This is a genomic window from Sphingomonas sp. (genome assembly GCF_024508665.1).
Taxonomy (GTDB): domain Bacteria; phylum Pseudomonadota; class Alphaproteobacteria; order Sphingomonadales; family Sphingomonadaceae; genus Sphingomonas.
Map to the genome: position 1 here is coordinate 58,643 of NZ_JANINP010000008.1, position 10,791 is coordinate 69,433.

At 64.6% G+C, this 10,791-nt stretch carries 13 protein-coding genes; 10 read left to right on the forward strand and 3 right to left on the reverse strand.

Annotation, left to right across the window (positions count from 1 at the left end):
* Positions 1–212: 212 nt before the first annotated feature.
* The 6 genes from mtnB (at position 213) to Q0L25_RS21520 (ending at position 5,173) form a co-directional block, all read left to right on the forward strand.
* Positions 213–839 carry a methylthioribulose 1-phosphate dehydratase gene (gene mtnB, locus Q0L25_RS21495; protein WP_296617899.1) on the forward strand — a complete coding sequence of 209 codons (627 nt, stop codon included), beginning with the start codon at positions 213–215 and terminating at the stop codon, positions 837–839.
* On the forward strand, positions 836–1,387 hold the full coding sequence (locus Q0L25_RS21500) for a cupin domain-containing protein (protein WP_296617901.1): 552 nt from the start codon (positions 836–838) through the stop codon (positions 1,385–1,387). Before mtnB ends, Q0L25_RS21500 begins: the two co-directional genes overlap by 4 nt.
* A gap of 62 nt (positions 1,388–1,449) precedes the next feature.
* On the forward strand, positions 1,450–2,088 hold the full coding sequence (gene mtnC / locus Q0L25_RS21505) for an acireductone synthase (RefSeq protein WP_296617904.1): 639 nt from the start codon (positions 1,450–1,452) through the stop codon (positions 2,086–2,088).
* Positions 2,085–3,140 carry an S-methyl-5-thioribose-1-phosphate isomerase gene (gene mtnA, locus Q0L25_RS21510; protein WP_296617906.1) on the forward strand — a complete coding sequence of 352 codons (1,056 nt, stop codon included), beginning with the start codon at positions 2,085–2,087 and terminating at the stop codon, positions 3,138–3,140. Before mtnC ends, mtnA begins: the two co-directional genes overlap by 4 nt.
* Before the next feature lie 33 nt (positions 3,141–3,173).
* Positions 3,174–4,109, forward strand: a complete 936-nt coding sequence (locus Q0L25_RS21515) for a ribose-phosphate pyrophosphokinase (RefSeq protein WP_066584259.1) — start codon at positions 3,174–3,176, stop codon at positions 4,107–4,109.
* A 365-nt stretch (positions 4,110–4,474) separates the two neighbouring features.
* On the forward strand, positions 4,475–5,173 hold the full coding sequence (locus Q0L25_RS21520; protein WP_296617909.1) for a hypothetical protein: 699 nt from the start codon (positions 4,475–4,477) through the stop codon (positions 5,171–5,173).
* Between the two features lie 129 nt (positions 5,174–5,302).
* Here Q0L25_RS21520 and Q0L25_RS21525 read toward each other — a convergent pair whose 3' ends face one another.
* From Q0L25_RS21525 to Q0L25_RS21535, 3 genes are all read right to left on the reverse strand, one after another.
* Positions 5,303–5,635, reverse strand: coding sequence for a PilZ domain-containing protein (locus tag Q0L25_RS21525; protein WP_296617911.1), 333 nt, complete (start codon positions 5,633–5,635; stop codon positions 5,303–5,305).
* A 65-nt stretch (positions 5,636–5,700) separates the two neighbouring features.
* Positions 5,701–6,450 (reverse strand): sulfite exporter TauE/SafE family protein, encoded by a 750-nt coding sequence (locus tag Q0L25_RS21530; RefSeq protein WP_296617912.1) that lies wholly within the window; start codon positions 6,448–6,450, stop codon positions 5,701–5,703.
* A gap of 20 nt (positions 6,451–6,470) precedes the next feature.
* Complete coding sequence (locus Q0L25_RS21535; protein ID WP_296617914.1) at positions 6,471–6,980, reverse strand: sterol desaturase family protein; 510 nt, start codon at positions 6,978–6,980, stop codon at positions 6,471–6,473.
* A gap of 115 nt (positions 6,981–7,095) precedes the next feature.
* On the opposite strand from Q0L25_RS21535, the gene sucC reads away from it, so the two are divergent.
* The 4 genes from sucC (at position 7,096) to Q0L25_RS21555 (ending at position 10,773) form a co-directional block, all read left to right on the forward strand.
* Positions 7,096–8,295, forward strand: a complete 1,200-nt coding sequence (sucC, locus tag Q0L25_RS21540) for an ADP-forming succinate--CoA ligase subunit beta (protein WP_296617915.1) — start codon at positions 7,096–7,098, stop codon at positions 8,293–8,295.
* A gap of 83 nt (positions 8,296–8,378) precedes the next feature.
* A complete protein-coding gene (locus Q0L25_RS21545; RefSeq protein ID WP_296617917.1) occupies positions 8,379–9,011 on the forward strand; it encodes a hypothetical protein in 633 nt (210 codons plus the stop codon).
* 86 nt (positions 9,012–9,097) lie between these two features.
* Positions 9,098–9,844 (forward strand): electron transfer flavoprotein subunit beta/FixA family protein, encoded by a 747-nt coding sequence (locus tag Q0L25_RS21550; RefSeq protein WP_296617918.1) that lies wholly within the window; start codon positions 9,098–9,100, stop codon positions 9,842–9,844.
* Positions 9,841–10,773 carry an FAD-binding protein gene (locus Q0L25_RS21555; RefSeq protein ID WP_296617920.1) on the forward strand — a complete coding sequence of 311 codons (933 nt, stop codon included), beginning with the start codon at positions 9,841–9,843 and terminating at the stop codon, positions 10,771–10,773. The genes Q0L25_RS21550 and Q0L25_RS21555 overlap by 4 nt, the downstream gene beginning before the upstream one ends.
* Positions 10,774–10,791: the final 18 nt, after the last annotated feature.

Sequence of the window (10,791 nt, forward strand, 5' to 3'; positions counted from 1 at the left end):
TTGCGCTTCCTTCTGACACCGATTACCATCGTTGCCGACGACAGGTTTACCGACGGGAATTCGGTCGGCCGACGATAGTTTATCCTCCCCTGAGGGCGCGGCTCCATCCGGAGCGGCGCCCGATTTTTTCGCCAGAGCAACGCGCGGAAAAGCGGACACCCTAAAGTCACCGCGTGCTGGCGCGTCGCCGCGAGTCGCCGTAAGTGGCCGGCATGACGACGAGCAGCTTCGACGCCGCACGGGCGGGGATCATCGCGGTCGGCCGCCGCCTCGACGCGCGCGGCTGGGCGCCGGCGACGGCGGGCAATTACTCGGTCCGGCTCGACGACGGCTTCGCGGTGACCGCATCCGGCTGGCACAAGGGGCGCCTGAGCGAAGAGGGGGTGTTGCGCCTCGATAGGGACGGCCAAGTCGTTGGTACCGGCAAGCCCTCTGCGGAAACACATCTCCACCTGTCGATCTATCGCCAGTTCCCCGCGGCGGGCGCCGTGCTCCACGGCCATTCGCCGCAAGCGGTCGGCCTGACTCGCGCCTTCCGCGACCTGAAAGCCTGGCATTTCGCCGGCCATGAATTGCTCAAGGTGTTTCCCGGCCAGACCACGCACGAAACCGAAATCGCGCTGCCGATCGTCGACAACAGCCAAGACATGGCCGTCATCGAAGCGGCGATCGCCCCGGCATTGGCACGGCCCGGCGCGGCGCCTGCCTATCTGATCCGCGATCATGGCCTCTATGCCTGGGGCAAGGACCTTGACGAAGCCGAGCGCGTGCTCGAAGCCGTCGAATGGCTGATCGCCACCGAACTGGCCGAACGCAGTTTCAGGGATAGCGCGTCATGACTCGCCTTCGCGTCTTTACCGCCGATGACGGCGACACTCCGGTGCTCGACACCAGCGACCCCAAATGGATCGGCGACGCGCTGAAACGGATCGGGGTGCGCTACGAACGCTGGCCGCTCCGCGACACCGGCGGCGCCGACACCGACGCCGTGCTCGCCGCTTATGCGCCCGAGATCGACAAGCTGAAGACCGAACAGGGCTATCAATCCGTCGATATCATCGGTGTGACGCCCGATCATCCCGATCGCGCCGCAATGCGCGCGAAGTTCCTGTCCGAGCATCGCCATTCGGAGGACGAAGTGCGCTTCTTCGTCGCCGGCGAAGGATTGTTCACGCTGCGCACCGACGACGACCGCGTCCACGCCGTCTTGTGCACGGCCGGGGACCTGATCTCGGTTCCGGCGGGCATGCGCCATTGGTTCGACATGGGGCCCGAGCCGAGCTTCACCGTTATCCGCCTGTTCGAGAATCCCGAGGGCTGGGTCGCCAAATTCACCGGCGATGCCATCGCCGATCGTTTCCCGCGTCACGAGCGCGCTTCGGGCTGACGCCCTCTCCAGTCCGTTCGCCCTGGCGATCCGGATCACCAATTACGAACGATGGGATTAGCGTGAGCCCGACCCCGCCCAAGGCCATCCTGCTCGATATCGAGGGGACCACCACGAGCATCGCCTATGTCGCCGATGTTCTATTCCCTTATGCCCGGGCGCGCATTCCCGCCTGGGTGCCGATCCATCGCGAGGAGATCGCCCCGGTCCTTGCCGCGATGCCGCCGGGCGATCCGGTCGCGACCTTGCTCGCCTGGATGGATGTCGACGCCAAGGAAACCGCGCTCAAGGACATTCAGGGACGCATCTGGCGCGAGGGCTATGAAGCGGGCGAGCTCAAGGCGCACGTCTACCCCGACACGCCCGAGGCGCTGAAACGCTGGAGCGAGGCGGGGATCAAGCTGTGCATCTATTCCTCGGGATCGATCGAGGCGCAGAAGCTGATCTTCGGGCATAGCGAGGCAGGCGACCTGACTGGCTACCTTTCCGGCTATTTCGACACGACCACCGGGCCAAAGCGCGAGGCCGAATCCTACGTCAAAATCGCCGCCGCGCTGAAGCTCGACCCCGCCGATATCCTGTTCGTGTCCGACGTCGCCGCCGAGACCGACGCGGCGAAAGCGGCCGGGCTGCGCGCGCTGCTGATCGACCGCGATACCGGTCGCGGCGAGATCGCCAGCTTTGCCGAGATATTGCCGTGATCCTGCAAGGCGAACGCACCCGCTCGATCGTGCCGACCGCCGAGGGCACGGGCGCGCGCATCCTCGACCAGCGCCAGCTTCCCTGGGAAGTGCGCTGGGTCGAGCTCAGGACCGAAGACGAGGCGGCGGTGGCGATCCGCGACATGTGGACGCGCGGCGCGCCGATGATCGGCGCGGTCGGCGGCTATGGCCTGGCGATGGCGATCGCCGCCGACCCCGGCGATGCGGCGATCCAGGCAGCTTATGCGCGCCTCAATGCGACCCGCCCGACCGCGATCAACCTCAAATGGGCGCTCGACCAGGTTGCCGCCGCGGTCCGCCCGCTGCCGCTTACCGATCGCGCCGCGGCTGCCTTTGCGCGCGCTCAGGCGATCGTCGACGAGGACGAGCGTTTATGCCGCTCGATCGGCGAGCATGGTCTGGCCCTGCTCCGCGACCTCCATGCGAAGAATCCCGATCGCCCGCTCAACATCCTGACGCATTGCAATGCCGGCTGGCTGGCGACGGTCGATTATGGCACCGCGACCGCGCCGATCTATCTCGCGCACGATGCCGGGCTGCCCCTGCACGTCTGGGTCGACGAGACACGGCCGCGCAACCAGGGCGCGTTGCTGACCGCGTTCGAGCTGCGCAATCATGGCGTCCCGCATACCTTGATCGCCGACAATGCCGGCGGCCTGTTGATGGCGCGCGGCCAGGTCGATGCGGTGATCGTCGGCACCGATCGCGTCACCGCCAATGGCGATGTGTGCAACAAGATCGGCACCTATCTGAAAGCGCTCGCCGCGCACGATACCGGCGTGCCCTTCTATGTCGCTTTGCCCTACACGACGTTCGACGCAGCGACGCCGAGCGGCGACGCGATCCCGATCGAGGAGCGCTCGCCCGCCGAACTGACCGAGATCACCGGCGCTACCGATCACGGGCTGGAAACGGTGCGGCTGACTCAGTCCGACGCCTATAACCCCGCCTTCGACGTCACCCCGGCGCGGCTTGTTACCGGCTACATCACCGAACGCGGGGTGCTGGACCGGCTGCAGACTCCCTTCTAAGGAGGCGCGCAAACCTCGAAGGGGCGAGCACCAATGAAGCTGATGACCGGCAATTCGAACCTGCCACTGGCCAAGGCGATTGCCGGCTATCTCGAACTACCGCTGACCGATGCACTCGTCCGGCGGTTCGCCGACGAGGAGATATTCGTCGAGATCAACGAGAATGTCCGCGGCGAGGACGTCTTCGTGCTGCAATCGACGGCGTTCCCTGCCAACGATAACCTCATGGAATTGCTGATCTGCATCGACGCGCTGAAGCGCGCGTCGGCCAAGCGGATCACTGCCGTGCTGCCCTATTTCGGCTATGCCCGCCAGGATCGAAAGCCCGGCCCGCGCACGCCGATCTCGGCCAAACTGGTCGCCAACCTGATCACCGTTGCCGGGGCCAATCGCGTGCTGTCGGTCGACCTGCACGCGGGGCAGATCCAGGGTTTCTTCGACATCCCCACCGACAACCTGTTCGCCGCTCCGGTCATGTCGACCGACATCCTGGCGCGCCATTCGGACAAGAATCTGATGGTCGTGTCGCCCGACGTCGGCGGCGTGGTGCGCGCCCGCGCGCTCGCCAAGCGGCTCGACAACGCGCCGCTGGCGATCGTCGACAAGCGCCGCGAACGCGCCGGCGAGTCCGAAGTGATGAACATCATCGGCGATGTCGAGGGGCGCTTCTGCATCTTGATCGATGATATCGTCGATTCGGCCGGCACGTTGTGCAACGCCGCCGCCGCGCTGAAGGAAGCGGGCGCCGCGGGCGTCGTCGCCTACGTCACCCACGGCGTGCTGTCGGGCGGCGCGATCGCCCGGGTCGAGGGATCGGTGCTCGAGGAACTGGTCATCACCGATTCGATCGGCAACCACGCGACGATCGCCGCCGCGAAAAAGGTCCGCCATCTGACCATCGCGCCGTTGCTCGCCGAAGCGATCCGGCGGATTGCCGACGAGAGCTCGGTTTCCAGCCTGTTCGACTGAGGCGGCAGCCAATCTCCGCACGGCTCCTGCGAAAGCAGGAGCCAAGAGCCCGCGCACAGTCCTGCGTAACCCGGGCGTTCCTGCTTCCGAAGTGACCCAGCGCGGTCGGGTGCGGCCCCAAGTCGCGCGCCCATAGACGGCCGCGATCGGCAAAAGGATTAGATGGCCCGACTATGGATGGGAGCGTTGAAGCCGCTTTCGGGAACGCTTCCTCGGGAAGCCGCCATTCCGTAGCTCCTGCGATCCTGTTCGAACCATCGCCTCGAAGCCTCACGCGGTCAGGTTGGTTCGCGTGCTCTGGGCGAAGCGCTCGCGAAGCGGTAGCGTTGCTGTATGATTTTTCCCGGTCGGCCAGGAGGATACTCATGAAGTTCGTGAAGATTTCGGCGGCGATTGGGCTTCTGGCGTTTGCCACGCCTGCGCTAGCGGACATGACGGCGAATTACGTTGGGCCGAACGGTGCCATGACGATGAAGATCGAAATCGCCGCGAACGGCGACATACGCGGTCAAACCGGTGCCCCAAACGCCTACTTCATTACTCGTGACGGACACGGCTACATGATTCAGGCGACGTTTGACGGCCCGGCGGTCATGCGTGTCGAAGACATGGCAACGGTCATGGCCGAGCAAATGAAAAAGATCATGCCGGACATGCCGCCGCCGAAAAGCAAGGATGCTCCCGGCTTCACGCTGGTAAAGGGCGGCGAAGTGACGATCCGAGGCCGAAAAGGTATCGCGTATTACATGGATATTGCGAAAGACGGCAAACCTATTGGCAATCCGATTGTTGTAATCAGTACCGATCCTGATCTCGCTCCGCTTGGCGTAGCGATGGCATATCAGTTCAACATGTCGGTTACGATGATGGGCCAAGTTCTAGGCGACACGAGCCCGTTGAAGGGAATGCAGGACATTCTCAAGACCGGCGCACCTATCTTATTCACGGGATTGCAACTCGATACCGTCAATCGCGATCCGATACCGGCTGAGCATTTCGTGTTACCGGCGGGACCGCTCGATATCGACGGAGTGAGGAAAACAATGGGCGCGGGGCCAAAATAAGCGGATACCTGACCTGAACGTGTGCGGTTGGTCGGTTTTTCGGTCGGTCCGCTTTGGGGCGGCGAGGCGGCGATCGCAAAGGTCCGCAATTGAGTCGGAAGCCGTCAGGCCGCTTTTAGAGCCTACCGCCTAATGTCCCAACGTCTTCACGATGTGATCGAGCACTGGCGGATAGAGCGGCTGGCGGAAACTGCACCCGATCTCCAGGCCGTGGCGCCAGGCGACCGTCGCTTCCAGCCCCTGCATGCCGGGGATCGCCAGCCAGACGATCTGCCCCGCGTCGAGCGCATAATGCGCCTCGGCGCGGAACCCGGTGACCGACAGATCGAGCAGGCGGACATTATATTTGTTGGAATGCCGATCGCGTAGCCGCGCCGGTATGGCGATCGGCACGCGCTGTTGCTGGCGATGATCGTCCTCGCCGTCAGTCGCTCGATCGAATCCGAACGAATGCATGTCCATGGCGCTCTTTATGCTTAGCCGCCGTTAACATTTGGCAAAGACCCGGCCGATCCGGTCCGATTTACTCAGACGAGGGCGTCCCACAGCAATTTTGCGCCGACCAGCACCATCAACACGTAAATCGCGACATAGAAGCGCTCGGCGGAAACGCGCCGCACCAGCCAGACACCGGCGAAGGTCGAGACGACCGCCACCGGCAGCAATGCGGCCGCCGTCAGCAGATTGGCATGAGTGAACTGGCCGAGTGCGATATAGGCCGGCACCTTGATCCAGTTGACCGCGGCGAAGAAGACCGCGGTCGTTCCGACCAGCACGTCGCGCGACAGGCGGTGCGGCAACACCCAGACCTGGAACGGCGGCTGGCCGGCATGCGCGATCTGGCTGGTGAAGCCGGAGGCGATGCCGAACAGCATGCCGAGCCACTCGGGAAGTCCCTTGGCCACTTGCGGCGGGCCGTGGCGATCGGCCCAGAGTCGATAGGCGCCGAACAGCAAGGAGATCGCGCCGACCGCGCCGAGCACCGCGCTTTCCGACAATTTCGCGGCGAACAGATAGCCAAGCACGATCCCCAGGATCGCCCCCGGCATCATCCAGCCGAGCAATCGCCAGTCGACGGTGCGGCGGAACGCCCAGACCCCAACCACGTCCTGCACGATCAGGATCGGCAACAGGATCGCCGCGGCCTGGACCGGCGAAATGACGAAGGCGAGCATCGGCAGCGACAATGCGCCGAGTCCCGCAAACCCGCCCTTGGACAGGCCGAGCATCAGCACCGCCGGGATCGCCAGCGCATAGAAATGCCAGTCGAGGATCACCGCGCGTCGATAGCCAATATCTATCGGGCGGTATCGCCGGCCGGCGCGCGAACCCCGGCATTGCCGCGGCGATTGAGTTCGGCCTTGAGCGCCTCCGGCGGCGGCGCCCACAGGAAGCCGAAACTGACCGTGCCGCGCTTCGTCTCGACCACATGGTGCAGCCGGTGCGCCTGGATGATGCGTTTCATATAGGCCGATCGCGGCAGATAGCGCGTGGCGACCCGGCGATGGACGATGACGTCGTGGAACCCGAAATAGATCGCGCCGTAGGCCGCGATTCCCGCGCCGATCCAGGTACAGCCCCACCACCAGCCGAGCTGCACGCCGCCGAGCAACAGCATGATCGACGGCACCGCGAAGATCACCGCATATAGGTCGTTGAGCTCCCACCGTCCCGCCCGCGCCCGGTGATGGCTCGCGTGGAGGAACCAGCCCGGGCCATGCATCACCCAGCGATGCATCACATAGGCGAACCCCTCCATCGCGATTACGGTTGCGAGAAACAGCAAGATGCCAAAAGGCCAGGTCATCGCGTGCGCTATAGAACTACCGTCGCCCCAAGGCGAGCGGGGGTGGATTCATCGCTCCCGCTGTGCTTAAGGCCTCTCCATTCCCTATCTTCGAAAACCCGAGAGAAGGCCCTTCATGAACATTCACGAATATCAGGCCAAGGAACTGCTCGCGAAATTCGGCGTCCCCGTGCCCGCCGGCTATGCCGCGATGACCGTCGACGAAGCGGTCGATGCCGCCAAGAAGCTGCCCGGGCCGCTTTATGTCGTGAAGGCCCAGATCCATGCCGGAGGCCGCGGCAAGGGCAAGTTCAAGGAACTCGGTCCTGACGCCAAGGGCGGTGTCCGCCTCGCCAAGACGCTGGATGAAGTCCGCGCCGCCGCGGCCGACATGCTCGGCAACACGCTCGTCACGGTCCAGACCGGCGAGCATGGCAAGCAGGTCAACCGTCTCTACGTCACCGATGGCGTCGATATCGCCAAGGAATTCTACCTCGCGGCGCTGGTCGATCGCGTCACCGGCCGAGTCGCGTTCGTCGTTTCGACCGAAGGCGGCATGGACATCGAGACCGTCGCGCACGACACGCCGGAGAAGATCCACACGTTCGACATCGATCCCGCGACCGGCTTCATGCCGCATCACGGCCGCGCCGTCGCTGCCGCGCTGGGCCTGAAGGGCGATCTCGCCAAGCAGGCCGCCTCGGTCGCCGGCAAGCTGTATGACGCGTTCCTCGGCACCGACGCCAGCCAGATCGAGATCAATCCGCTCGCCGTCACCGACGACGACAAGCTGATGGTGCTCGACGCCAAGGTCGGTTTCGATTCGAACGCAATGTTCCGCCACAAGGACCTGCTCGCGCTGCGCGACGAGACCGAAGAGGATCCGGCCGAACTCGAAGCGTCGAAATACGACCTCGCCTATATCAAGCTCGACGGCGATATCGGCTGCATGGTCAACGGCGCCGGCCTCGCCATGGCGACGATGGACATCATCAAATTGAACGGCATGTTCCCGGCCAACTTCCTCGACGTCGGCGGCGGCGCCAACAAGGAAAAGGTCACCGCGGCGTTCAAGATCATCCTGAGCGATCCCGCGGTGAAGGGCATCCTGGTCAACATCTTCGGCGGCATCATGCGCTGCGACATCATCGCCGAGGGCATCGTCGCGGCCGCCAAGGAAGTGAATCTGAGCGTGCCTTTGGTCGTCCGCCTCGAGGGCACCAATGTCCAGCAGGGCAAGGACATCCTGGCCAATTCGGGCCTGGCGATCGTTCCCGCCAACGATCTCGGCGACGCGGCACAGAAGATCGTCGCCGAGGTGAAGAAGGCGGCTTGACGCGGTACCGCCGAATGGCGGGCCGGGCACGGCGATAAGGGAAGAGGGAGCGGATGACGGGACGGGGCGCATGGGTCGGGACGATGGCGATCGCCTCGGTCGGCATGCTCCTGTCGCCGGTCTCCGCCCGCGCGGCGGACAGCCTCTGCGAGCTCCATATTACCGCGGCGGGCTATCCGAGCCGCACGTTTAAGCCCGCCAAGCCCAACGCGTTCGTCAAGGTGACGCCGCCCCCGCCCGGCGGCGCGGTATTTACCACTGCGGCCGTTGCCGGCGCACTGGATGACGCGGGACTGCGGACGCTTTCCCCCAGCGCCGGCGAGCTTAAAATCGTGCGGCACGCTGACTTGCTCGACCTCGACAAGCGCAAGCTCGACGGTACCCGGCTCTATGCGTCGGATGCGCCGTGTTATGCCGATCTGGTGGTCGACAACACCTACGCGATTCTGACCGACACGGTGCCGAAGGAGCGGCTCGGCCTGGTTACCGGTGCGATCGTCGGCGGCAGCCGGCTAGTCACCACCTTCGTGTTGCAAAGCTGGCGCGATGGCACGGCCAAACCCATCACCTACAGGAAGAAAGTTGACAGCCCGCTCACGGTGACGACCGCGGACGTCACTACCGGCAGCGATGCGGCGCGCGGCGATCTGGTCCAAGCGTCGGCCGCCAACCTCGAGCAATTCGCATCGTTCGTCGCGGCGAAATCGACGAAGTAGCGGCGACGGCGATTTGACGTTAACGTGAACCACAAGGCCCGAGCGGCCGCCTTCCCAGGGAACGTTCGGACGACGGAGTAGATGGAATGAAAGTCTTGGTGCCGGTCAAGCGTGTGCTTGACTATAACGTGAAGCCCCGCGTGAAGGCGGACGGGACGGGGGTCGATTTGGCCAACGTCAAGATGTCGATGAACCCGTTCGACGAGATCGCGGTCGAAGAAGCGATCCGTCTGAAAGACAAGGGCGTGACGGAGATCGTCGCTGTGTCGATCGGCGAGGCGAAGTCGCAGGAAACCTTGCGTACCGCGCTCGCCATGGGTGCCGACCGCGCGATCCTGGTCGTCTCGGACGATAAGGTCGAGCCGCTGGGCGTCGCCAAGCTGTTGAAGGCGATCGTCGAGGCCGAGAAGCCCGATCTGGTGATCCTGGGCAAGCAGGCGATCGACGACGACAACAACCAGACCGGCCAGATGCTGGCGGGCCTGCTCGGCGTCGGCCAGGCCACTTTTGCTTCAAAGGTCGAACTCGCCTCGGACAGCGTCACCGTGACGCGCGAAGTCGATGGCGGCTCGGAGACCGAGAAGCTGACGCTGCCGGCGATCATCACCACCGACCTTCGCCTCAACGAGCCGCGTTATGCCTCGCTGCCCAACATCATGAAGGCCAAGTCGAAGCCGCTCGACCAGAAGACGCCGGCCGATTACGGCGTCGACGTCACCCCGCGGCTGACGACGCTCAAGGTCGTCGAACCGCCCAAGCGCACCGCCGGCGTCAAGGTCGCCGATGTCGATGAGCTGGTAGCCAAACTCAAGGCGATGGGAGTTGCCAAGTGAAGACGCTCGTCTGGGTCGAACATGACGGCAAGACCGTCAAGGATGCCACGCTCGCCGTGGTCACCGCCGCTTCCAAGCTCGGCGAGGTCGATCTGCTGGTCGCCGGATCGGGCGTCGACGCGGTCGCCGCCGAAGCCGCCAAGATCGCCGGCGTCAGCACTGTCCTGACCGCCGACAATGCCGCGCTTGAACACCCGCTGGCCGAAACCGTCGCGCCTTTGGTCGTCAAGCTGATGGCCGATCATGACGCGTTCCTCGCGCCCGCGACCTCGAACGGCAAGAACATCGCGCCGCGCGTCGCCGCGCTGCTCGACGTCATGCAGATCAGCGACATATTGTCGGTCGAGAGCGAGGACACGTTCACGCGCCCGATCTATGCCGGCAACGCGATCGCCACCGTCCAGACCAAGGACGCGAAGAAGGTCATCACCGTACGCGGCACCGCGTTCGACAAGGCCGCGCCCGAGGGCGGCAATGCCAAGGTCGTCGCGACCGACGGCGCCGGCCTGGAGCAATCGGTCTCGACCTATGTCGGGTCGGAGATCGCCAAGCTCGAGCGTCCTGAACTGACCAGCGCCAAGGTGATCGTCTCGGGCGGCCGCGCGCTCGCCTCGAGCGAGAACTTCCACTCGGTGATCGAGCCGCTCGCCGACAAGCTCGGCGCCGCGGTCGGCGCGTCGCGCGCCGCGGTCGATGCGGGCTATGTCCCCAACGACTATCAGGTCGGCCAGACCGGCAAGATCGTCGCCCCCGAAGTCTATATGGCGATCGGCATCTCGGGCGCGATCCAGCATCTGGCGGGCATGAAAGACTCGAAGACGATCATCGCGATCAACAAGGACGAGGACGCCCCGATCTTCCAGGTCGCGGATATCGGCCTGGTCGGCGACCTGTTCAAGATCGTGCCGGAGTTGACGTCGAAGCTGTAGGGAGCAGCGTCAGCTGCG

Excerpts from the sequence above, each read along its gene's own strand:
- mtnB (WP_296617899.1), top strand. The coding sequence starts at position 213 with ATGACGACGAGCAGCTTCGACGCCGCACGGGCGGGGATCATCGCGGTC.
- Q0L25_RS21500 (WP_296617901.1), top strand. The coding sequence starts at position 836 with ATGACTCGCCTTCGCGTCTTTACCGCCGATGACGGCGACACTCCGGTG.
- Q0L25_RS21515 (WP_066584259.1), top strand. The coding sequence starts at position 3,174 with ATGAAGCTGATGACCGGCAATTCGAACCTGCCACTGGCCAAGGCGATT.
- Q0L25_RS21520 (WP_296617909.1), top strand. The coding sequence starts at position 4,475 with ATGAAGTTCGTGAAGATTTCGGCGGCGATTGGGCTTCTGGCGTTTGCC.
- Q0L25_RS21525 (WP_296617911.1), bottom strand. The coding sequence starts at position 5,635 with ATGGACATGCATTCGTTCGGATTCGATCGAGCGACTGACGGCGAGGAC.
- Q0L25_RS21535 (WP_296617914.1), bottom strand. The coding sequence starts at position 6,980 with ATGACCTGGCCTTTTGGCATCTTGCTGTTTCTCGCAACCGTAATCGCG.
- sucC (WP_296617915.1), top strand. The coding sequence starts at position 7,096 with ATGAACATTCACGAATATCAGGCCAAGGAACTGCTCGCGAAATTCGGC.
- Q0L25_RS21545 (WP_296617917.1), top strand. The coding sequence starts at position 8,379 with ATGGCGATCGCCTCGGTCGGCATGCTCCTGTCGCCGGTCTCCGCCCGC.
- Q0L25_RS21550 (WP_296617918.1), top strand. The coding sequence starts at position 9,098 with ATGAAAGTCTTGGTGCCGGTCAAGCGTGTGCTTGACTATAACGTGAAG.